Annotated in this window: 22 protein-coding genes; 5 read left to right on the top strand and 17 right to left on the bottom strand. The window is 47.6% G+C overall.

Features of this window, described 5'->3' with window-relative positions; translation table 11 throughout:
- Positions 1–6 precede the first annotated feature (6 nt).
- From ACZ45B_RS10880 to ACZ45B_RS10845, 8 genes are all read right to left on the bottom strand, one after another.
- Positions 7–624, bottom strand: coding sequence for a HEAT repeat domain-containing protein (locus tag ACZ45B_RS10880; protein WP_024545031.1), 618 nt, complete (start codon positions 622–624; stop codon positions 7–9).
- 51 nt (positions 625–675) lie between these two features.
- On the bottom strand, positions 676–1,482 hold the full coding sequence (locus ACZ45B_RS10875) for a HEAT repeat domain-containing protein (RefSeq protein ID WP_024545030.1): 807 nt from the start codon (positions 1,480–1,482) through the stop codon (positions 676–678).
- 110 nt (positions 1,483–1,592) lie between these two features.
- Positions 1,593–1,841, bottom strand: a complete 249-nt coding sequence (locus ACZ45B_RS10870; RefSeq protein ID WP_024545029.1) for a phycobilisome linker polypeptide — start codon at positions 1,839–1,841, stop codon at positions 1,593–1,595.
- A 174-nt stretch (positions 1,842–2,015) separates the two neighbouring features.
- Entirely contained in the window at positions 2,016–2,888 is an 873-nt protein-coding gene (locus ACZ45B_RS10865) for a phycobilisome linker polypeptide (RefSeq protein ID WP_024545028.1), read from the bottom strand.
- Positions 2,889–3,006: 118 nt separating this feature from the next.
- On the bottom strand, positions 3,007–3,495 hold the full coding sequence (gene cpcA, locus ACZ45B_RS10860; protein WP_024545027.1) for a phycocyanin subunit alpha: 489 nt from the start codon (positions 3,493–3,495) through the stop codon (positions 3,007–3,009).
- Positions 3,496–3,598: 103 nt separating this feature from the next.
- Entirely contained in the window at positions 3,599–4,117 is a 519-nt protein-coding gene (locus ACZ45B_RS10855; RefSeq protein ID WP_024545026.1) for a phycocyanin subunit beta, read from the bottom strand.
- Positions 4,118–4,811: 694 nt separating this feature from the next.
- A complete protein-coding gene (locus ACZ45B_RS10850; RefSeq protein ID WP_038027782.1) occupies positions 4,812–6,284 on the bottom strand; it encodes an ammonium transporter in 1,473 nt (490 codons plus the stop codon).
- Positions 6,285–6,758: 474 nt separating this feature from the next.
- Positions 6,759–7,001, bottom strand: coding sequence for a 2Fe-2S iron-sulfur cluster-binding protein (locus tag ACZ45B_RS10845; RefSeq protein ID WP_024545024.1), 243 nt, complete (start codon positions 6,999–7,001; stop codon positions 6,759–6,761).
- A gap of 230 nt (positions 7,002–7,231) precedes the next feature.
- On the opposite strand from ACZ45B_RS10845, the gene hemL reads away from it, so the two are divergent.
- Together hemL and ACZ45B_RS10835 are read left to right on the top strand one after the other, a co-directional pair.
- Positions 7,232–8,539, top strand: coding sequence for a glutamate-1-semialdehyde 2,1-aminomutase (gene hemL, locus ACZ45B_RS10840; protein WP_024545023.1), 1,308 nt, complete (start codon positions 7,232–7,234; stop codon positions 8,537–8,539).
- A gap of 258 nt (positions 8,540–8,797) precedes the next feature.
- Positions 8,798–10,060 (top strand): pentapeptide repeat-containing protein, encoded by a 1,263-nt coding sequence (locus tag ACZ45B_RS10835; protein ID WP_024545022.1) that lies wholly within the window; start codon positions 8,798–8,800, stop codon positions 10,058–10,060.
- Positions 10,061–10,078: 18 nt separating this feature from the next.
- Here the strand turns inward: ACZ45B_RS10835 and ACZ45B_RS10830 are convergent, their stop codons facing one another.
- Together ACZ45B_RS10830 and trpD are read right to left on the bottom strand one after the other, a co-directional pair.
- On the bottom strand, positions 10,079–10,678 hold the full coding sequence (locus ACZ45B_RS10830; RefSeq protein WP_024545021.1) for a hypothetical protein: 600 nt from the start codon (positions 10,676–10,678) through the stop codon (positions 10,079–10,081).
- Positions 10,679–10,759: 81 nt separating this feature from the next.
- Positions 10,760–11,794 carry an anthranilate phosphoribosyltransferase gene (gene trpD, locus ACZ45B_RS10825; protein ID WP_029681673.1) on the bottom strand — a complete coding sequence of 345 codons (1,035 nt, stop codon included), beginning with the start codon at positions 11,792–11,794 and terminating at the stop codon, positions 10,760–10,762.
- 216 nt (positions 11,795–12,010) lie between these two features.
- Between trpD and ACZ45B_RS10820 the strand changes: the two genes are divergently transcribed.
- On the top strand, positions 12,011–12,508 hold the full coding sequence (locus tag ACZ45B_RS10820) for a pentapeptide repeat-containing protein (RefSeq protein WP_024545019.1): 498 nt from the start codon (positions 12,011–12,013) through the stop codon (positions 12,506–12,508).
- Positions 12,509–12,572: 64 nt separating this feature from the next.
- On the opposite strand, the gene ACZ45B_RS10815 is transcribed toward ACZ45B_RS10820, so the two are convergent.
- Complete coding sequence (locus ACZ45B_RS10815; protein ID WP_024545018.1) at positions 12,573–13,838, bottom strand: ABC transporter substrate-binding protein; 1,266 nt, start codon at positions 13,836–13,838, stop codon at positions 12,573–12,575.
- Between the two features lie 126 nt (positions 13,839–13,964).
- Here ACZ45B_RS10815 and ACZ45B_RS10810 point away from each other — a divergent pair, with 126 nt between their 5' ends.
- The gene (locus ACZ45B_RS10810) at positions 13,965–15,434 is read left to right on the top strand and encodes a carotenoid oxygenase family protein (RefSeq protein WP_081699619.1); all 1,470 of its coding nucleotides are present in this window, start codon (positions 13,965–13,967) and stop codon (positions 15,432–15,434) included.
- A gap of 109 nt (positions 15,435–15,543) precedes the next feature.
- On the top strand, positions 15,544–16,107 hold the full coding sequence (locus ACZ45B_RS10805; RefSeq protein ID WP_024545017.1) for a GlcG/HbpS family heme-binding protein: 564 nt from the start codon (positions 15,544–15,546) through the stop codon (positions 16,105–16,107).
- A gap of 80 nt (positions 16,108–16,187) precedes the next feature.
- On the opposite strand, the gene ACZ45B_RS10800 is transcribed toward ACZ45B_RS10805, so the two are convergent.
- From ACZ45B_RS10800 to ACZ45B_RS10775, 6 genes are all read right to left on the bottom strand, one after another.
- The gene (locus ACZ45B_RS10800; protein WP_024545016.1) at positions 16,188–17,246 is read right to left on the bottom strand and encodes a WD40 repeat domain-containing protein; all 1,059 of its coding nucleotides are present in this window, start codon (positions 17,244–17,246) and stop codon (positions 16,188–16,190) included.
- A gap of 88 nt (positions 17,247–17,334) precedes the next feature.
- Positions 17,335–18,405, bottom strand: coding sequence for a DctP family TRAP transporter solute-binding subunit (locus ACZ45B_RS10795; protein WP_236612394.1), 1,071 nt, complete (start codon positions 18,403–18,405; stop codon positions 17,335–17,337).
- A gap of 99 nt (positions 18,406–18,504) precedes the next feature.
- On the bottom strand, positions 18,505–19,383 hold the full coding sequence (locus ACZ45B_RS10790) for an alpha/beta fold hydrolase (protein WP_024545014.1): 879 nt from the start codon (positions 19,381–19,383) through the stop codon (positions 18,505–18,507).
- Positions 19,384–19,385: 2 nt separating this feature from the next.
- Positions 19,386–20,252 carry a sugar phosphate isomerase/epimerase family protein gene (locus ACZ45B_RS10785; RefSeq protein ID WP_024545013.1) on the bottom strand — a complete coding sequence of 289 codons (867 nt, stop codon included), beginning with the start codon at positions 20,250–20,252 and terminating at the stop codon, positions 19,386–19,388.
- On the bottom strand, positions 20,249–20,929 hold the full coding sequence (locus tag ACZ45B_RS10780) for a cupin domain-containing protein (protein ID WP_236612393.1): 681 nt from the start codon (positions 20,927–20,929) through the stop codon (positions 20,249–20,251). The genes ACZ45B_RS10785 and ACZ45B_RS10780 overlap by 4 nt, the downstream gene beginning before the upstream one ends.
- A gap of 169 nt (positions 20,930–21,098) precedes the next feature.
- Entirely contained in the window at positions 21,099–21,269 is a 171-nt protein-coding gene (locus tag ACZ45B_RS10775) for a hypothetical protein (protein WP_164494886.1), read from the bottom strand.
- Positions 21,270–21,296: the final 27 nt, after the last annotated feature.

The following is a 21,296-nucleotide window of genomic DNA, read 5'->3' as shown; positions in this document are numbered from 1 at the left end:
TTTTAACTATGGCAGGTTCAGCAGCGCCTTTTTTGTCCTCACTCGGATCGCCGCTTCAGATTCAGTGGCCATAAATTCGACTAATTTTGCCTTGATAGTGCTTTGTAACCCGGGGGAAACAGAAGGAGCTAAGCCTTCTAATCCGGCGATCGCCCCGTAGCGTACCACCCATTCCCCATCTTCGAGGGCGAGCAATAGGCAATCTAAAACTTTTTGTTGCTGGGTTTCTTTTTCTGCATCAGGAACTTGCTGCCATTGAATTCCCCCTAAGCCCTTTGCTGCGGAACGACGCACACTAAAGGCAAAATCTTTATTCGCCGCTTCGATCAGTAAATCCAGAGCCCGTGGATCACCAATCCCTGCAAACACCCGTAGCATCCAAGCCCGCGCTCCGTAGTTATAGCCATCGATATTGTCTAGGAGGTAGGGGATGACGGGTTCGCCGATTTGAATTAAGCCATTGACGGCAGCAACGGCAGCTCCCGGATTATTAAACTTCAGCACTTCCACTAAGGTGGGGATGGCCTGGAGGTCTTGGGTAGCGGCAAGTTGGGCGACATTTTTAACTAAATCTTGGGCAGAGGTAGGGTTGTTAACGGCGCGGATTAGAACTTCAACGGTCATGGGTTTCAATGGACAAGCAGAAAAAATAGTTGTGGGTCAAATGGGGCATTTTTAGAGCAGACTATCCATCAGTGCCATTAGGTGCAAGCTGTCGTCATCAAGGGTTTCGGCTGTCCGTTGGAGCTGGGATTCGAGAATGCCTTTGAGGGCAATTAACTTGATGCTATTTTCTGCATAGGCTTTGGCGATCGCCTGACCTGCAGGCACATAGCCGATTGCCCCCAAATCTAGTAAGGCGGAGCGGCGAAGCTGCAGCTGATTCCCCTGGAGTGCTTCCATTAATTGTTCAGCATAGTGAACTTTTTGGGTGAGCTGGTACAGGGCCCGCAGGCTGGCATAGCGAATTTTCGGAAATTCATGCTCTAAGAAAGCTTCAATGTGGGCGATCGCCGTCGTTGCCCCCAAGGTTCCCAAAGCTTCAATCACCGCCTCATAGGGCTGCACCAAATGGGGTTTCCCCTCCGCCTTGACTGCGGCGGCTACCCCCCCTGCAAGTAATTTTTGTAAAGCCGGAATCGCCCGCGCATCCCCCAAGGTTTCTAAGGCTTGGGCCGCTGACTCCCGCACATAATAATCTGGGCTGCCTAAACTCTCGATCAAGTGTTCCACTGCCGCCGGATTGCCCAACTTCCCTAAGGCTTTGGCGGCATTGCGTCGTAAAGGATAACCCCCATCAGGCGATCGATCTGTTTCGTCTTTTAAGGCCGCCAAAAGGGCATTAACTGCGCGCTCATCCTGCACTCGAAACTTCCCAAACCACCAGGCTGCATAATAGCGTTTTCCTGGATCGGCCGTTTGCTCAATGTTGGCGATCGCCTCCTCCAGGGTCCAGGCCGCAGCCATTTCCCAATCTGCCATGCTCTACCTCCTGCCACAAAACAAATCGGAGTAACTGAGAGTGAAGTAGACTCCCCATTACCCCGCTGAAAAACATAAATTGAATCGCAAAAACTTGCAAATCCCAAACCTTATTCAGATTCAGATTCAGTTGCCGTGGCCCCGTCATAGGGTTTGATCGAAACGATTTTTCCACCCAGACGCAAAATGCGCTGCATTTCTTCATTCATCCGTGTGTAGGGGACATTGATAAAAACACTACCACTGCGACGAACTTGATATTCTTGGTTTGCTGTATCTTCCGTCTGGCGTAATCCCTGGACTTCATAGGTGAATACGCGGGAAGCCGCTTCCGTGCCATTCGCAAATTGACTTAACATTGTTCTTGCTTGGAACTCCGTAAAAGATTTATGTACAATAAACGCTTAAGGTAAAGTCGCCAAAACCAGGCACAAAATCGAGAAGTTTAGACCCCCTCTCAAATTTTGTCCCTGATTTTCACCGATTACTCAAAATCAGTAACCCTTAGATATCCGGTTCAAAAAGACATCTAATTACTGACCAGCAGGTGAGATACTGGCGACTCTACCACCCATTCGTTGAATCTCTTGCAACTTCTGAGAGAGGCGAGACACCGGCACAAAGAAAACACGACTGCTACGACGGATCCGTGGGTAACGGGGAGTCGATAGAGCGGCCACTTCAACCCGGACAATCTGATCATCAGCACTCAGACCCGTAGAGCCACCAAGGGACTGACCCGGGCGATAATCATCGGCTGCTGTCCGGAAAGCCCAACCCTCATTGACACCAGAGGGGCCAACAACTGCCGAAGCTGTGTTGCGAGCTAACTCCTGCGCCAGACGGGAAGCACTGCCGGCAATCTGTGCGCGATCGCTATTGGCATAACCCCGTTGCAGACTAAACATCCGGGTAAAACCAACGGTCCGGTGACCGGTTTGAACGACATAGCTACGGATGTAGGGTACAATGTTATCCCCAAAGTTTTCCGTATACTCCGCACTGTCAATGTAGGAGTTGATGTCTGCTTCAAACCCATTGTTCTGGTAGCGATCGAGGTGTTCAATCACTTCCGCTTCATCATAGGGAGCCCGACCCAATAAATGCTTAAAGTTCAGCTCGATGACACGGGTTTGAAAATTGTTATATAAAAACTTTTGCTTATAAAGTTCAGACTGAGCTACCGCACGGACAAAATCCCGTACAGAAATAAACCCATTCGTGAACAAAGATTCCGCTGCTGTAAGACGCTCAGAGGACATGATGTAATCATTGCCCAAAACCTGGCGATAAACAGCACGGATGACGGTCTGTGCATCATCTCGAGAATAATTAGCACGCAATTCAACCGGTGACTGGTCAAAAGCGGCGGTTCCCAAGCGAGAGGCGGCAACGGTAACTGGCATTTGCCTAATACTCCTTGTTAAACCAATGATTTTAGATAGAACAAGACCCGGAGAAGCAAGTAGAACCCAACAATTAAGCTGAAAACCACTTACCCATCCGGGTCCAGACTAAGCAAAATTAGCTGAGAGCGTTAATTGCGTAGTCGATGTAGTTGTTAGTTTCAGTAGCAGCATCACCAGTCAAACCGTGGTTTGCTTTGATGTGCTTGAGGGCTTCAACGTACCAGCTGGGAGAAAGATCGAAAGTACGGTTGATTTCGTCAACACCAGCGATGAGGTACTCATCCATGGGGCCAGTACCACCAGCAACGAGACAGTAAGTCACCATCCGGAGGTAGTAGCCGATGTCACGAGCACACTTGTCTTTACCACGTTGGTCAGCAGCAAAGTTGTTGCCAGGAGTGCTAGTGGTGTAGGGGAACTTGCTGTAAACCGCTTGAGCAGCACCGTTAACGAGGCTGTCAGCTTTTGCAGTCAAAGTTTGAGCCGCTTCAAGGGCGAAAGCACCTTGACGAAGACGACCATAGAGGTACTGGAGCTCAGTGTTGCTGAGGAAACGGCCTTGGGAATCAGCGAGTGATACTGCTTCGGTAAGAGGGGTTTTCATTGTCAGATTATCTCCCTATGGGTTATCAATAGTTTTCTTTAAAAATTTGCCTTACAGTGTCAATGAGACTGAAGACGAAAAAGTTGGAGTTGAATTTAAAAAATTATTCAACAGCTTTTGCAGCAGTTTCGAAGTAAAGCTCGATTTCTTGTTGGAGAGAGCTACAGTCACCAGCAGTTACACCAGCGGGATCCATTACGATCGCTACAGCAGCTTTACCCATGGCACGAACACCAGCAGCAACGGAAGCACCGGGAACACCAAGAGCAACATAGGTTTCGCGGAGGCCATTGAGACAGCGGTCGTTGAGAACGGAAGCGTCACCAGTGAAGGTAGCGTAGGTTACGTAGCGGAGGATGATTTCCATGTCGCGGAGGCAAGCAGCCATGCGACGGTTGGTGTAAGCATTTCCACCGGGAGCGATGAGTTGGGGCTGGTCAGCAAACAGTTGACGAGCGGCGTTGGTGACGATAGAAGAAGCATTGTTGGTCATGCGGCTTACTGCATCGGAACGCTTGGTGCCTTCTGCAACAACTTTCTTTAGTGCTTCGAGTTTGTCGCCGGAAATAAACTCACCTCGGGCATCAGCCTGAGAAACAACCCGGGTAAAAATATCAAACATGTTTTTATCTCCTACTTATATTTGATGAGTGGGATTTTTTTTGTGCGTTGTGCTTCTTAAAAAGAGTGAAGCAGTTGCCAAGGGGTTCTTCTTGTGAAAGTGAACCTCGTTAGATTTAAGGCTCTATATTTCAGGTTGAAAACGTATCCCCGAAGCCAATTAAGAGTGTCAGCTATTTTTGCTTATTTTCACCTTGAGTTTTAAGAAACTTTACATTCACTGAATTTGTCAGATTCTTAAATAACAAAACGCTCAATAGGGCAGCGCCTTGTAAATCAAGGGTTCCGAAGAAAAGCGACTAACAGCACCTAATCTTAGGTAAATGTTATACAACGTCTTTTGGCGCTTAAACATTACATCTTATGAATTTTTCTGTTACAAAAATTCACGATTGAGGCGATCGCCTCAGGTTTTTCTCAGGGAACGAACAGGCAATATCGGTAGTTTTAAGGACTTGGGGGCATTGACAGCGCCCCTAGAACCTTAAAAAGCGCCACCTGTAGGAGAGTTTAAAAAGTAGCGCTGGAATTTCCCAAGTTGAAGTTTTGTAAAAAAGTACCGGCTCCAAAGGTGATTTCAAACTGAAGATGGGAGTAAGTAACAAAGTTGTAACAAGCAACAAAAAGCCTCCCTACGGGTGAGGGAGGCAGCAGTTAGTTTTAGATTTGCTTAAGGATTGTGGAAGAGTTAGACCCTAACCTTCGGTTTCAGAACCGGTCGCAGTACCCCGGAAAATCACATCGGATTCTTTCACAAAGCCGCTATATGCTTCCATGCCGTGCTCACCGATGTCGAGACCACGGAACTCTTCCTCTTCATCAACTCGGATACCACCAAGAACAGCAACAAGGGCATACCAAACAATGAAGCTGAAGGCAACGGTAAAGCCGCCAATAGAGAGAATACCAACGATTTGAGCGATTAAAGATTGGATTCCACCACCGGTGAAGAGACCAGTTTCTTCAGTGAAAAGACCGACGGCCAAAGTACCCCAGATTCCGCAGACGAGGTGGACAGAAGTCGCACCCACGGGGTCATCAAGTTTAATGGAGTCAAAGAAGCCCACAGAGAACACCACGAGGACACCGGCGATCGCCCCAATAATTACCGCAGAGAAGAAGCTCACACCATCACAACCAGCGGTGATACCAACAAGGCCAGCCAGAATACCATTGATAATCATCGAAAGGTCTGGTTTACCATCTTTGATCCAAGAAGTTGCAGTTGCAGTAATAGCACCAGCAGCAGCAGCCAAGTTGGTGGTAATTGCGATGTAAGGTACAGCGGCATCCGCTGCCAGCTGAGAACCAGGGTTAAAGCCCATCCAGCCAATCCAGAGGATTAGACAGCCCAGGGTTGCAATGCTCATGTTGTGGCCAGGAATCGCATGGACTTTGCCGTCATGGTATTTACCAAGGCGAGGGCCCACAACTGCTGCACCAACAAGGGCCGCCCACCCACCAACAGAGTGGACAAGGGTAGAACCAGCGAAGTCATGAAAACCAAACTCATAGAGCCAGCCGCCATCCCACTGCCAGTGGCCCGTAATGGGGTAAGAGATAGCGACAAGCAAGAAGCTAAAAATCAAGAAAGCATCGAATTTGATCCTCTCAGCAACCGCCCCAGAAACGATGGTGGCTGCAGTTGCTGCGAAGGCAACCTGGAAGAGGAAAGAAACACTTTCAGGAACAAAGTTCAGAATTTGGGTGTCACCATCCATGGTGTACCATTCTTCACCTGTGTAGGGAATACTACTTCCATTGAAGAAGAAGCCCTGCAGACCAATGAAGCTGCTACCCTCGCCATACATAAATGCATAGCCGATCGCCCAGTAAGCAATGACAGCAACAGCAAAGACAATCAAGTTTTTGGAGAGAATATTAACAGCATTTTTTTGACGACAGAACCCTGCTTCAAGCATTGCGAAGCCCGCGTTCATAAAGATGACGAGGACAGAAGCAACCAGCAAGAAAATCGTATCGAGGATGATTTGCACTTGACCGGCAGCTTCAACACCGTCGGTTTGTGCCATGGCAGCTGTACTCCAAATGACGGTAATAATTGCCGCTAAGGGAATACAGGTAAGCCAGGTGGGAGAGAAATGACGCGAGAGTTGACGAGCAAAGCGTAGCACCACACTGTTGTCCTTGGTGTGGCCAGACATCATGTCTTCCCGCGCCCATCCACGTTGTTGAAAAGTTGACTTAGGCATTAGTTTGAGATGTTGTTTAGGCATTCATTCAATGGAATAACATAGGCAAAATTCGGTAATGGTAGCAGAAATAACCTTTTTCAATTCCATTAACGAAAGTCACCGTAAAAACATCTATGGTCTAAAGATGCATCAAGTTTTATCTGGTATTTTGGATGCCAGAAAGTCGCGCTAATGATAGCCTTTCCAGGTTTGATCATGGAATACTTGTTGACATTTATTCAGAGCAAAGATGTTTTTAGAAAGCTCAATCCTGACATGGGTTTTAGGATTGATTTCGGTTATTCTAGAGCACCCTGGTTTTTAAAATGTTTACCACTAACATTCTGTATAAAATGATACGCTTCAGAGGCTTTCAATGGGGAGTGAGACATCTTGAAAGCTTTACTATTCAATCGTTTGGGACTTTCATGAGGGATGATGTTTGTTTCACCAAACTGGATCGTTGAAAAGGTGAATGGTAATTTTGGGGCGATCGCCAGGGATGCCACTGATGCAAGCGCAGAGGGTCGTGCCATCATCGAGTTCCACTTCACAGGCATGACAAGACCCCATCAAACAACCGGTGGGGATACTAACTCCGGCTCGGTGTGCCACTGCGACCATAGGTTCCCCTGCTTCAGCAGTGACGGTGACATCGTTGGGCATAAAGTGAACGGCGATCGCAGGCATGGCAAGCAACTACTCCAGGGTTAGGTCAGGGCAACTATCAAAAATAGCTCAGGCAGAGAGACCAATGGATCACCCCTCCTAGAACATTTCGATGATTGTTTCTGCATCAAATGATAATCCGTTATAATTACTCCCTGCATTGGGATGCTTTCCATTAAGCCATCAGAGCCGTTCGTTTTAAAAAACAAAAAATTTCAGTTTTCAAAAAATTTGCGATAAGGAGAACATATTTGGTGACTACAGCCTTAAATACGACCAAATCCGAAGAGATCTTCAGTGCTGCCCAAAAGCTGATGCCTGGTGGCGTTAGCTCTCCAGTGCGTGCTTTTAAATCCGTGGGAGGACAGCCCATTGTCTTCGACCGCGTCAAAGGCTCCCGCGTTTGGGATGTCGATGGCAATGAATACATTGACTATGTGGGAACCTGGGGCCCGGCGATTTGTGGCCATGCGAACGATGAAGTTAACGCCGCTCTCCGGGAAACCCTCGAAAAAGGAACGAGCTTTGGGGCACCCTGTCTGAAGGAAAATATCCTCGCTGAAATGGTGATCAATGCCGTGCCTAGCATTGAAATGGTGCGCTTCGTGAACTCCGGCACAGAAGCCTGTATGTCTGTGCTGCGACTGATGCGAGCGTTTACTGGTCGGGAAAAAATTATCAAGTTTGAAGGCTGCTACCATGGCCATGCCGATATGTTCCTCGTCCAGGCAGGCTCTGGGGTGGCGACCCTCGGTCTACCCGATTCTCCCGGTGTCCCCAAAACCACGACAGCGGCAACTCTCACAGCTCCCTACAATGACCTCGAAGCAGTTAAAAAGCTATTTGCAGAGAATCCTGGTGAAATTGCTGGGGTAATCCTTGAACCAGTGGTCGGCAATTCTGGGTTTGTTGTCCCCGATGCTGGCTTCCTCGAAGGCCTGCGGGAGTTGACCCAAGAACATGATGCTCTCTTGGTCTTTGATGAAGTGATGACTGGTTTCCGGATTTCTTATGGTGGCGCCCAAGAAAAATTCGGTGTGACCCCTGACCTCACCACCCTAGGCAAAGTCATTGGTGGTGGTTTGCCCGTTGGCGCCTATGGTGGTCGTAAAGAAATCATGTCTATGGTGGCTCCCGCTGGCCCAATGTACCAAGCGGGAACGCTCTCTGGAAATCCCCTCGCAATGACCGCTGGGATTAAAACCCTAGAGCTCCTCCAACGGCCGGGTACCTATGAAAAACTGGAAGTTATGACGAAACGACTTACTGATGGTCTTTTGGAAATTGCCCGTAATGCTGGTCACCAAGTGACTGGTGGTAACATCAGCGGCATGTTTGGAATGTTCTTTACCGAAGGGCCGGTACGGAACTACGAAGATGCGAAAAAAGCGGATCTGAGTAAGTTCAGCCGCTACCACCGGGGCATGTTAGAACAGGGTATCTATTTAGCGCCTTCCCAGTTTGAGGCAGGTTTTACCTCCCTCGCCCACACCGATGAGGATATTGATCAAACCCTCGCAGCTGCAAAAATTGTTCTCAACAGCATTGCCGCTGACTAGGGCTAAATCATTTATTTAGGGGATGTCTAAAAAGGGTCTAACGGTAGTTATTGTTGGGGTCAACTCAACGAAAGAATCAGGATTCGAGGAGCTTAATCCAGTGAAAATCCCATAGTTCCGATTGTGGGCAAGGACGGCTCAGACATCTTTTCGGGCGATCGCCTCCCCCTTTTCCGCAGTGGAGAAGGGGGATTTTTATGGGGATTGTTGGGAGAAAAATTCGCTACAATTGCTTGAAAACTTTGCTTTCAGGGGTTTATGAGCCAAGCGCAACCAAATCCACCGTCTGAAACGACTGCATCTGAGGAAAAACACCTCAGACCAAGCCTCAAGGATACTGCCGGGACAACAGGGCCATCGCTTACGCCCATTCCCCCTCCCCGGTTAGATTCGGGACCCCGCTCTCTCTATATGCGCACCATTGACCCCGGGAGCCCCTGGCTGCTGTCAACGGCGATCGCCATTATCTTTATCGGATTTAGTACCCACTGGCTTTGGTTGGGTTTATCGGGCACATTGGTCACCCTCTTACTCTCTGTGCGGGTGATTATTCCTTCGTTTAAAAATTGGCTCCGGGCATTCTTCACCAAAGAAGAACGACGCACCCTCATTGGCATTGTTGCCTTTTTGATTGCGATCGCCAGCTTATTGCGGTTTCTCGGTTTCTATCGCTTAGTGGGCCATTGGCTTAATCAAATTGTCTGGGATGAATTCGGCTCTTGGGCTGAGTGGGTAGGTGCCTTAGGGCAAATCATGATCGCCGTCCTCGCCGTTTATGTCGCCTGGGAACAATACGTGATTTCCCGTGATTTGACGATTCAGCAGAATCGCATCACCCAGCAACAGACCATTGATACCTATTTTCAAGGCATTTCTGAATTGACCCTCAGTGACGAAGGACTCCTAGAAGATTGGCCCCAGGAGCGGACGATCGCCCAGGGAAGAACCGCCGCAATTTTAAGTAGTGTCGACGCCGGGGGGAAGGCAAAAATTCTCCGATTTTTGTCCCAATCACGGTTTTTGACTCCCCTCCAACGGGATAGTCGCCTGGGACGACCGATTCTAGATGGCACCGGTGGTTATGCCGAAGACCGCGAACAGGGCGTCCGTGTGGTCGATCTAGGGGTGATGCTGGCAGGGGCAGATTTGGCGAATATGGACTTGCGTTGGATTGAGCTTAGTGAAGCGAATATGGTGGGGGCAAACCTGCAAAATTGCGACTTGGCACGGTCTAATCTTTCTCGAACCATCCTCGTTGAGGCAAACCTGCGCTTTGCTGACCTCAAAAAAGCCATCTTGTTCTACGGCCCCTTTGATACGGCTAGTCCCCGCAAAAAACACACAGCTCCTAATTACCAAACCGGGGCTTACACGGGAGCTGTGATAGAAAATGTTGATTTTACTGGTGTCAAACGTCTAAGCGAAGAACAGCGCTACTATTGTTGCTCTTGGTGTGGGGAACGGAGTCGCGCCACAATTCCTGGTGGTTGCGAGGGAATTCCCAACAAACTCGGCCGCTAGGCGCGGCGATTATCCCGCCTAGCTTTCTGGCTGCCTCACCCAGACGGCCAGCCCACCACCCCGACCCCGGGCAGCGATCACATCGGTACCAACATAGAAATAACTAAAAAAAGCTTGTTGGGCGATCGCCCCGGTGTAGAAGGCTTCATCCTGGGCGCCACCCCGCACTGGGCCTTGGTAAAGCTTGAGGGGGCCAAGCTTAAGGGTGAGATGGGTAAAATCAAAGGCGAGTAACCGTTTTACCCCTTGAAATTTCAGCGGGCCAGCGAAGGATAGTTGCCCTGGCCCCAGTTGAACGAAATTCCGCACCTTGCCCCGCTCCCAGACGGAATGTAGCTCCTGATTAGGGAGACTTTCGTAGGCGATCGCCACCTTGGCCCAATTGGGTAAATAACGACCTTTCCCCAATACTTTTCCTGCCTGTTTTTGGGCTTTTTTTGTGCCCGTAATAAATACCAGCCGCCAATTGCCCGTTAGGGCCGCAAAGGGATAAACGCATTTTTCCCGTTTGGCTATTTTTTCTAAGGCGAGCAGTTGATTGATTAGCTCAGGAGCCGTTGGCCGTTGGTGAGGATCCAAAAGGCGATCGCCCGTTAGGACAATGGAAGAATGGGTCATGGGGCAGAGGAAATGTTGGTCATTCCTCACATTTTCCACCAAAAATCCAGTGAGACGTCCCTGAGGCGATCGCCTCAGGGCTTATTTCAGAAATTCAACAAGGGCTTGCAGCTTATCCCAGGCAGCACCACTAGCAATAATTTCCTGAGCTTTTTGGACACCCGCTAGATGATCTCCCCAGGGCACCACCTCCGCCACCTGGAGCGCGAGGGCTGCGTTTAATGCCACGGCATCCCGCTGGGCTTGGGTTCCTTTTCCTTGGAGCACATTGGTCAAAATTTCTTGGTTAACGGGCACATCGCCCCCCTGTAAGGCATCCAGAGAAGCCGCCGTTAATCCCAGCTCCAGGGGATCAAGCACTGCCGTTGTCACCGTGCCCCCATTGACGAGGGCCATGTCTGTCTTATTTCCGAGGCCCGCTTCGTCCAGCTTTTCTCGACCATAGAGCACCATTGCCTTCGGAGTTCCCAACTGATTTAAGGCCTCGGCCATCCGTTCAATGAATTGTGGCTGATAAACCCCGATGATCTGGCCTGTGGGCTGGAGGGGATTGACCAGAGGGCCAAGCAAATTAAATACCGTGCGAATTTTTAGTTCTCGCCGAATCGGAGCGACACTCTTCATTGCCGGATGCCAACCGGGAGCAAACAAAAAAGTAATGCCCACCGCATCAAGGGCCGCGTAAACCTTTTCGGTGGGGGCGCCCAAGTTAACCCCTAGGGCTTCCAAGACATCGGCAGAGCCCACTTTACTCGATGCAGAACGGTTACCATGCTTAGCGACTTTCACCCCGGCCGCCGCCGTCACAAAAGCCACCGCCGTGGAAATGTTAAAGGTAGAAGCCCCGTCACCCCCGGTACCACAGGTATCTACCACCGGCTCATGATGGCTGAGGCTTTCCTGTTGCCGGGATTGAGCTTTTAGGACTTGGGCCATCCCCGTCAGTTCAGCGGCAGCGACTCCTTTCATCTGAATCGCCGTTAAGATCGCCCCCGACAGAGCTGGAGGAATCGTTTCATCGAGCCAGCCTTGCATTAACTCGGCGGCTTGGGTTTGGCTCAAGGATTCACCATCGATGAGCTGTTGGAGGAGGGCAGACCAATTTGGAGTTGTCATGGGTTCCAGGCAAAGATTACAGAAATGCTTCCCAAAAACTTTATCAAAAAGTCGCCGTAAGACCCCGTTGTTCTGGGGCAGTGTTCTAAAGTGCGGAACTCACCCCAGGTAGAAGAAAATTTTGTATCTGTCATCAATGGAAATCTCTCCCTTCCCGAGAATCTTTTAGAATATCCTTTGGAAAATTTTTCTTAAATATTGGGCAAGTTAAGGGTTATGAAGGTTTTAGCGCGCATTTTTGTTCTCGGTTTGGTGATCTTTGGGCTCTGTTGGGGAACACCCGCCTATGCAGCGAGTCCGGCAGTTACATCTCGCTCGGCGATCGACAGTGAAGATCTCGCCGGGAGCAATTTTGCAGGGCAAGACCTTGAAGGGATTGAATTTTCTCAGGTGAACTTGACCAATGCTGATCTCAGTGGCACAAATCTGCGGGGGGCGGTATTTAACAGCACTATGCTGGAAAATACAAATCTCCATGGCGCAGACTTTACCAATGGCATTGCTTATCTTTCTAAATTTACTAATGCCGATTTGACGGATGCGGTTTTTGTCGAGGCGATTTTGCTGCGGTCTACTTTTAGTAAAGTCAAGATTGATGGGGCTGATTTTAGCTTTGCGGTGCTTGATGGCCCCCAACAGAAAAAACTCTGCGAGGTGGCCACTGGGGTGAATCCGGTGACGGGTATTGCCACGGCCGATTCTCTCGGTTGCTAAAAAAAGGGGACAGGTAATGTCCCCTCCTGATTGATCAAAGGAGTTTAACTTTCTAGGGTGATGTTTAGAGCGCTTCGAGGGGGTTGACTGTGTCAATCACTGAGAGGCTTGCATCTTCGTTGACTGTCCAGACATCGTAACTGCCGACCACGTCGCCATTGTCATCGAAATCAACATTGCCGCTAGCCCCTTGGTAGTTAATTGTTTGTCCTTCGCGGATTAGGGCGATCGCCTCACAGGGATCGCTCACCTCTTGGCCATCACCACTGGTCACAGCCCGGAGGTTATCCCGGATCCCAGTACCTGTATTTTCGCCGGCGGCTTCAGCGGCTAACATCATGGCGATCGCCGCATCCCATGAATGGGGAACATAGGCGGTCATTTCCTTGCCTGTTGTCTCATTCCAGAGAGTAGTAAAGTCGGCCAGTGCTTGGCCATCGGCCCCAGGTACAGTCCCCAAAGCCCCCGCAATAATCGATTGACCCGCAGCCGTTGTCCCGACTTGCTGGGTAAAGTCTTCACTGTAGACACCATCGGTCAAGAGAACGGTGACCCCATCGCTCAAGCCCTGTTCATAGGCTGCCTTGAGAAGAACACTGCCCGTTTCTGCATAGAGCACGCCCAGGACAGCATCGGGATCCCCAGCAAAGGCGGCGGCTGCTTCACTATCGAGGGTGGCGGCCCGGGGATCGTAACGGACTGGATTATCTTTGTTGACGATGGTGCCGCCGAGATTTTCAAAGGCAGCGACGAATTCTCGCTCAAAGCCCACGCCGTAGTCGTTGTTAATCACCACCGTGGAAATTCTTTCAAACCCTTGTTTTTGGGCAAGAACCGCTAAGGCTGGGGCTTGGTAGCTATCTGGGGGGGCAGTTCTGGCCCAATAGCCATCAAATTCACCGTTCGCGGCCTGTTCTGTAAAGACGGGGCTCGTACTACCGGGGGAAATCATCATCACTTGATTGCGCACGGCGACGGGGACGGCAGAACTCGAAACACTACTGGCAAAGGAACCCACAACGCCCGCAACGCGATCTACTTCGACTAATTTTGTCATGGCTGCGCCACCGGCGGTGGGGTCTGTCTGGTCATCTTCTTGGATCAAGACCACTGGCTGGCCATTGACCCCACCGCAGGCATTAATTGTATCTACGGCTAGTTGGATCGCGACGGGCATATTCTGACCAATGGAGGAGAGGTCTCCGGTGGAGGGGGTGAGGGAGCCAAGTTTTAGGCAGTCGTCACAGGTTGTTGTTGTTTGTTGGCAGGCACTGGTAAAGGCGGCAAGGGTAATTAAAGATGAGGCGATCGCCAATTTAGACTTTTTCATGGTCGAGATTTCTTAATATCAGATTAAAATCTCCATCATTCTATGCACAAACTTCCGATTACAACCCTAAGCAAGCTAGAAAGGCGCTTTACAATAGTCAACATTATTTAAAAATTAAAAATAGTAATGGTCGCTGTTCCCCACTCCTCGCCAACATCTTCCCGACGGGCTTGGTCCCAATTGTTTCAGGCCCCTGGTCGGGCGTTTGCTCTGACCCCCTTGCCAATTCTCCAGGGGAAAGTTCCAGGGGCGCTACGGGGAACCCTATTTCGCAACGGCCCGGGACGATTAGTGCGCGGCCAGAAAACCATGGGGCATTGGTTCGACGGGGATGGTAGCATTCTGGGGGTTTATTTCACAGAGACGGGGGTGCAGGCCCAATATCGTTACGTAGAAACGCCTTATTTACAGCAGGAAGCGACGGCCGATACATTACTGCTGCCTAACTATGGAACCCTTGCGCCAGGCCCGATTTGGCAGCGTTGGGGGAAGCCTGCAAAAAATTCAGCCAATACTTCGGTGCTGCCCCTTGGCGATCGCCTTTTAGCCCTTTGGGAAGCAGGGAAGCCCTATGCTTTGGATCTACAAACCCTAGAAACCTTAGGGGAAGCAGATCTCGGCTTTGCCCACCGCAGTGATACTTTTTCTGCCCACCACAAAATTCATCCAGCGACTGGAGAGATCTATAACTTTGGCGTAACTTTTGGCCCTCAGGCGACATTTCAGCTCTATCGTTGCGAGCCCCAAGGAAAAATTAGGCACCAGGCCCATTTCTCCGTCCCAGGCTTAAAGGGATTACCACTGGTCCATGATTTTGTCCTGGCGGGAGATTATCTCGTTTTCTGTATTCCGCCCGTGCGCTTGCAGATGCTACCGACCTTGTTAGGTCTCAAAACCGTGAGTGAAGCCCTCCAGTGGCGGCCAGAACTAGGCACCATCGTGGTGATAATCGATCGCCACACCCTAAAGCCGGTCAGCATTTCCCGCCAAGATCCTTGGTTCCAGTGGCACTTCACCAATGGTTTTGTAAATGATCAGGGGGAAATTGTTCTAGAAATGGTGCGCTTTCCAGATTTTGCCAGTAATCAGCAGTTTGTGGAAATTCCCCAAGGTCAGATCAAAACTTACACCAAAGGAACCCTCTGGCGTTACCACCTAGAACCGAAAACAGCAAAAGTGATCACAGCCAATGAAATTTGCGATCGCTCCTGTGAATTTCCCATTACCCTCGAATCCCAGACAGGGCAACCTTGGCGAAAAACCTTTATGGGGATCCACCGCCAAACAGCGGATATCGGCCATGAGCTGATTAATGCGATCGCCGCCTTTGACCACCACACCACAACTTTCACGATGGCGGATATGGGCCCAGACCATTACCCTTCAGAACCTATCCCCGTGCAAAATCCCCAAAATCCCGACCAAATTTGGCTGTTGGTTGTTGTGTTTAATGCCCCGGCTAAACGCAGTGAACTGAGAATCTATGATGGCGATCGCCTAGATGAAGAGCCCCTTTGCACCCTAGAGTTTCCCAAAATTATTCCCCCAAGCTTCCATGGCAAATGGCAGCCAGAAGCCCTAGATCACAAAAATTAAAATATTGTCTGATTTTTTCCTAGAATCCTTTGCTTTACTAGAAGCATCACCGTATTAATTGTTGATTTCGACTGATTTTAATACATGCTTCAAATTAACATTTTTAAACATGGCAAAATACAGAAAAAATCCACCTAATCTATTTAAGAAAAATATCCTTGCCTTAGCTTTTCTCGGTCTTTTTTTGACTTTTACTAAGCCAGCATTTGCCCTCCAAACTTTTTATCAACTACCCAGTCGCCTTGCTCTGGAAGCCGCTCATACAGCTGTCCAAACATGCCAAGAAGAGGGCTACCATGTGACTGCCACAGTTGTGAATCGAGAAGGTCTAGTCCAAGTCGTTATCCGGGGAGATAATGCAACTCCTCACACTATTGAAAATAGTTTTTATAAAGCCTTTACTGTAATTACCCTTGGCCCTGTTGTTGATAGGGATTCCACCGAAGAAATCGCCAAAAAGATGACTCCCGCATCATTACCGATTGGAAATCTGCCCCTAGCTCCCAATCCATTATCGGGTATCAGTTTTAGTACTGGAGGATTAGCGATTAAAGTGGGTGATCAATTGGTAGGAGCGATCGCCGTATCTGGTGCTCCAGGAGGAAGCCTAGATCAAGCTTGTGCCCAAAAAGGACTGGATAAGATCAAACCTCATTTAAGCCCTAATGAATAAAGTTCACTCTAAGATAAGATTTCTCAATTCGCTGAACTTAAAGGATAAATAAATGATTTTAATATCTCTAAAGATATCCTTTAATTCTCAGGTGTTTCATGATGGTTAGCCTGCACATTAAACGCCAAACGAATTTGATACAGTATCCCCTGAGCATCTGCGGCCAAAAGTGTTCTGTCATCTATAAACAAAACTGTAGTAATACCAGTTGTCGATATTTGACGTTCTTCTAGTATTTGTCCTGTCTGCAAAGAAACAGTTTTGACATATCCTTGATCATCTCCGAAAGCCACAATATCTTGATTGTTTATATCCAGGGAATTAAGCCAAGCATTGGCCGGAGTTTGAGCTAAGACACGACTGTTATTTGTTGTAAGATCAAATTCTAGTAACTCCCCAGTAAAATAACCAATTAATAACTTAGAACCATCTGGTGTGAAATCAAAAGTATTCACCCGACTCCTAATAGGATGAATGATATTTGGTGCGGTTGTTGGGTTTAAACTTCCATCCTTTAAAGGAAAAATAGCAATTTCGCCACTATCATAGCTAACCGCAATCATTGATCGCTCTTCATCTTCAGTCATTGTATAAGCAAGATTTCGGGCAACACCAATGGATTGATATAATGACTGGCTTTTGATGTCAGAGAGATTAAGTGTTGATAAATGAGCAACTTGTACTGAACCATCATCTGAGGAAGATAACAAATAATTCTGAAATACCAGAGAATCAGTGACAGCAGCAGTATGCAGAGGAATAGCTATACTCTGCTGGGAGTCGGATAAGACACTCTCACCAGTATAAATAGAGGAAATAACAAATTCTTGGTTGTCAAGAATCCCATATCTAGCTTTGAAAAAACGCTTGCAGTTTTCTATTTTTGAATTTTTCTGCTGATTTAATTCTTGGTCTAAAACAACTAAATCACACCCAGTAAAGCCGATAACAATTTTTTCTCTTGTGCTATTTATATCAAGGGAGGCTGCTGTTCCATACTGGCTTAGATCAATTGTTTTTTCGATAACGCTATTTTGATTTTCGGGTAAAGAGCTCTGAGTTCCTCCTAGTATCAAAGCTGTGGTAAAGGCAATGCCTAAAGTTTTTTGGTATAAAAATATTTTTTTCAATTGAGTCACACTTTTTTATTCAATAGGTTCTATTTTTTTTAATAATTCATTTCCTAGTCTACGTAGCTTAGGGAGCAGGAAATCTCAATTTTATCGATCAAAAAGAAACACCTGTTTTTGCTTCCAGTTTGGCTTTAATAAGAGAGCGAGCTTGGGGATTTAGCTGTTGATAGATAGACCGATAAACAGGGACCAATTTTCGGGGAGCCATAGATGTGTCAGGCTGTGTCGCGATCATGCCTAATTCTTCGGTGAGTTCTGAAAAAAGCTGAGTATTATAATCTTCTTGCGCTTTGATTTGTTGGGCTTGGTAAATAGGTAATAACCTAGAGATAACTTCTTGAACAGAGACAGATAAACTCTCCCAAAAAGGAGTATTGAAAAACATATTGTAACCTGACCAAGTATGGTTTGTTATGTTTAAGTATTTGGTGACCTCATATAATTGGAAACCTTTGACAACGGAGAGGGGATTTTCCTGAGCTTGAACTGTGCCATTTTGAAGGACAGTAAAAACCTGATTCATTGTGTATTGTTTAGGTATTGCGCCCAAAGCTTTCATTGTTTCACTGATGTCTTGGGATGGAGGAACTCGAATAATTAAATCTTGGAAATCTTCAATTGTATAGAGGGGTTTTCCTTCAATTGAAGTGATGTTTCTCATGCCATTATTAAAGGTGCCATGGGGCAAGTAAGTTAGGTTGTAACGAGAAACAGATTGATGGAAAATCTCAGCAAAGAGTGGTTGATTAATTATTTCAAAAACATCTTGAGAAGATTCATGAATAAAGCCAATATTTTGAATGCCAATTACCTCGGGACAGAGCTTGTCAATAATTGGGCCAGCCACACTGACAATTTCGAAACGTCCTGCGGCGACTAACTGTACCGCTTGGGGATCTCCCGCTGGCATAGATGCATCAAGGGGAATGGGGGTAACGAATAATTCTCCCTGAGTTTGTTTAAAAACATCTATCCAAAAACTCTCTAAAGCCTGATGTAGGATACTCTCTGTGGGCTGATTGTGGAGATGATAAGCTTTGATTTTCGCTTGCTGGTAGTATTCTCCATATTGACCAGGAAAAGGTAAAACTTGATTTAAAATATCCTGGTCTACTGTTGAGGCTCCCTGGGCTTGGGGCATCCACCGAGAAGTGGCGATCGCCAAAGAAGAAGTTGCACCAGTTAACCAAAGAAAATTACGGCGAGAATAGGTCATAGTGATGGGCCTTGGTATAAGAATAGAGAGAAATAATTGCCAAAATACCTAGGGTTTAAAAGTTTCAATAATTGCCTGCACAATTTCTGCTGGCGCTTCTTCGGGGATATAGTGACCGCAGCCATCGATCAGATAAGGGCTAAGGCGATCGCAGTATGGCTCTAGGCCGCTGTATATTAAATTTTTTGTGGCAAATTCTCCCCCCATTGCAAAGATAGGTTGGCTAAACCGCACCCCTGGTTCTAATGCATTGGTGGCGATCGTTTCTTCTACAGCTGAGTACCAGAGAAAACCTGCCTTCATCGCCCCTGGACGACTGTAATAACGAGCATAATAATCTATCACTGCCGGCGTTAAGTTATCCTTTCGCTTTGATTTATTCGTAAAGTACCAGCTGAGATATTCTTTTTCCTTGCCAGCAACCAGACTATCGGCAAGATCAGGAACTTTATGGAAATAAAATTGCCAAACTTTAGCCGCATTAACCACAGAAAAGAAATCATCACTCACTAGACCAGGAATGGCGGCATCAATAAGTCCAGCGCCTAAAACAGACTGAGGGAAAAGTTTTAGGATTGTGAAGGCAACCCAAGCGCCCACATCGTGACCGACAAGATAAAACGAAGTAATACCTTTTTGTTGAAGATAGGCGATAATTTCTTGGGCTGCTGTACCACAGTCATAGGAGCCTTCGGGGATGTAAGAGTCTCCTTGACCGCGCATATCTAAGGCGATAACGTGAAAATTTTGCCCCAATGGTTCGAGCAGTAAGCGCCAAACATAACAGGTTTGGGGCCAGCCCCCCAGAAGCAATAAAGGAGTTCCCTGGCCCCCTTCTATAGCATGGAGAGTTACACCCTCAACGGTGCTGTAGGTATGTTCAAAACCGGGGGGTAAATTAATCGGAATAAAAGGTGCTTGGGTCATGGTTAGGGCATTGATTGGTAGGTTTGATGGAGAAACTGAAGACCGTCTTGGGCCAAGGCTTTATTACTGGAGGCGACAGGTCGCCATAAACGAGCACCAGAGGCGAGCTCAGTATCCTCAAAATTAAAGCTTTCGATCACGACCCAGCCTTGATAATTGATCTCTTTCAGTACTGTGAACCATTCGGCCCAGGGAAACGCATCACTCCCCGGTGTCCCCCGGTCTTTGGCGCAGGCATGGACGTGGAAGCAGGCTTCGCCAGCATTATGAAAAGCTTGTAATACGTCTTTTTCTTCGATATTCATGTGGAATAAATCAAGGAGGAGTCCCAGTTGGGGACAGCCAACCGCGGCAAGCAATTCGAGGCCTTGTTCTACGGTGTTGAGGGCGTAGCCTTGAAAACGGTTTAAGGGTTCGATCGCCAACTGGATATCTTTCCCCGCAAGCATTGTGGCCACTTCTTTGAAAGCTTGGTGGAGGCGTTTTTTTTCTTGGGGTTGCAGGGGCTGACCACTGAGATGGCCTACGGGATGAATCAGAGGGCCGGATAGTTGTGTAATTTCACAGGCCTGGCAAAAGGCGATCGCCCGCTGGATATAATCGAGGGACTGTCGCCAAATGTCTTCATCCATGGTTGTGAGCGATAGACCTGAGGGTAAGCTAGTACAAAAGGTTAGCTCTAAATCATCTTGCTCCGCATATTTTTTTAGCATACTAGGATCAATTTGATCGAAGTAATGGGTGGCAATCTCCACCCCATCAAATCCCCATGCTTTTGCTTCAGAAAAAATATATTCTTCCTGCCCTAGAAATTCTTTCTTCCAAATAAAAGTATGTACCCCAAACTTTAAAGATTGATCGGTTTTCATGAGCATTTCACCGATTGATCACCGCGGTTAAAGGCATTGATAACTTTAACGATTTTATCTAGATCTTGATCGTTCGTAAGACTGGCAATTTCTGCGGGTAATTGGTTACTAATTGAATTGATATATTCCATGAAGTAATGACTTTGGTTAATGCCATATTTCGGCGCTTCACTGGCAAATGCGGCCTTTTGAGCGTTGGTTAATTCTGGAAGGTTATTGAGATCTGTAATCCGGGGGCCAACTGCCTCGAAATATTCACGCATACCTCCATCCTGATAGGCAAAGGTAGGGGCGACTTCATTCCGCAACCAAACAAATGTGATGGGCAAAGTCTGATCCGTCGGATTCACAAAACCATGGACATAATGATTTGGGGAATAAATTAATTGTTTTGGCTGACTAGGGATACTGTATAAATCTGCCCGCCCTGCGTCATTGACCGTTGGTAGATGTTCGCGGTCAGGATATTGGCGAGTGCTATGAAATAACTGAATCCCCCCTTCTGGCATCCAGAACCACTCGTTAATGAAATAGTGGACATGGGGCATGGGGCCACCCCCCGGCGGGATCTGTGCTTGGGCGATCGCAAACCCCATGTCATTAGTACTACAGGAAGCAATGTTGAAAATCTCATTCGCTGGTGTATAAATCAACAATGGATCCGCCAATTGGGGCATGGGAATATTGTCAAATGTGTGAATAGGCGGAGTATTAGCACCCCCTATATTGTTTAGAAATATAACCAACCCCAAAGCGAGAACCAATGCTGTTCCAGCACCCCATTTTCTGATTTTTAAAATCATTCCATAGACTCCATTTTTTGTTTAGCTAGTAATTTAGCTGCTCTTAAAAACCAAATTTTTGCTTAATAAAACCATAGGTAACTTGCCCCAACAGACAAGCAGCCGCCGCGACTAGGCCCTCAAAAGGCGGAACAGGTAATGGCAATTTAAAAAAGCCAAAAATCACACCTAGTATCCAGCCGCCTAAAATTGCAAACCCTAATTCTTTGTTCATAATTTTTTTTATGATAGTTTGTGTTTT

Source organism: Picosynechococcus sp. NKBG15041c, assembly GCF_055380235.1.
The sequence above is the reverse complement of the archived record's forward strand: the minus strand, read 5'-3'. Positions and strand labels throughout refer to the sequence as shown.